Raw genomic sequence first — 1,314 nt, forward strand, 5'->3', positions numbered from 1 at the left:
CCCATGCGTCCACCCGCAGCGCGGAGACCAGTGCCGGTCCGAAGTGCGGGGCGTCCCGGGGGCCTGCGCGGAGCTCGACCGGGTGATCCAGGGTCGCTGGACGAACCGGCGAAGGGCCGCCCCCGGTGCGTGTCACCAGGAACGGCCCCTTGGTCTCCCCGGCCCCTGCCCCGGGCCGACCTCAGCGGCGCTCGGGCAGGTCGGCCTCCGCCGGCAGGCTGGAGAGCGTGCGCTGCGCCTTGGCCGACGACGCCGCGGGCGCGGTCTTCTTCCCGCAGAAGGCCGCCTCCAGGCTCCCGCCGAGCGCCGTGTTCGCCGCGCCCCGGTTCGAGGTGTTCGCCATGGCGGAGAGCGCGCGCCGGCCGTCGCGGGTGGCGAAGGCGTACGTGTAGAAGCCCTGCACGGTGCCGGTGTGGCCGTACACCTGCGTGCCGCAGGAGAGGTCGTAGCGGCGCAGCCCGAGCCCGTAGAAGCGGGTCTGGGTGGCGTCCGTCGGGGTGACCGTGGTCATGGCGTCCAGCATCCGGGGCGAGAGCAACCTGCCCCGCATCAGCGCGGTCGTGAAGGTGTTCAGGTCGGCCGGGTCGGAGATGACCGCGCCGGCCGACTGGGCCCAGGAGGCGGTCTGCTCCGTGGAGTCCACGAGCGGAGCCCCCTCCTCGTCGGGGTGCAGGTAGCCGCGCACGTGCCTTCCCTTGATCTGGGTCTCCGGGTGGACGTAGGAGGTGTGGCGGAGCTGCAGCGGCTTGATGATGCGCCGCTCGTACTGCTTGGCGACCGGGGTCCCCGTGGCCTTCTCGATGAGCATGCCGACGACGACGAAGTTGGCGTTGGAGTACTTGTAGGCCACACCGGGCTCGGTGGTGCGGGGTTCGGCCAGCGACAGGTCGACGAGTTCCTGGTAGGTGAACACGCGGTTGCGCACGGCTTCGAAGCCGGGCACGGTCTTGGCGAACATGGCCTCGGTGTAGTCCGCCAGGCCGCTTCGGTGGGTGAGCAGGTGACGGATCGTGATGCGATCGTCGGGCAGCAGTCCGGGGAGGTAGCGGTTGACCGGTGCGTCGAGCTCCAACCGTCCCTCGTCGACCAGTTGGAGCAGTACGACGCTGGAGAAGGTCTTGCTGACGCTGCCGATGCGGAAGCGCGCCCGGGTGTCCATGGCCTCGCCGGAGACGCGGTCGCGAACGCCGGCCGTGCGCGTCAGGACGCCTCCGGGACCCGTGAAGCGGGCCATCGCGCCCGGAGCGCCGTTCACCATGGCGGAGTTCAAGGCCGCGGTCACGCCGTCCATGTCCTGTCTCTTATACACCTCTG

Annotated in this window: 1 protein-coding gene; it reads right to left on the minus strand. The window is 70.9% G+C overall.

The features are described 5' to 3' along the window. Window positions 1–181: 181 nt before the first annotated feature. A partial coding sequence (locus tag E2E34_RS34370) for a serine hydrolase domain-containing protein (RefSeq protein ID WP_244316404.1) occupies window positions 182–1,314 on the minus strand: 1,133 nt, incomplete at its 5' end.

The sequence above is a fragment of the Streptomyces albidochromogenes genome (assembly GCF_005981925.1).
GTDB classification, from domain to species: domain Bacteria; phylum Actinomycetota; class Actinomycetes; order Streptomycetales; family Streptomycetaceae; genus Streptomyces; species Streptomyces albidochromogenes.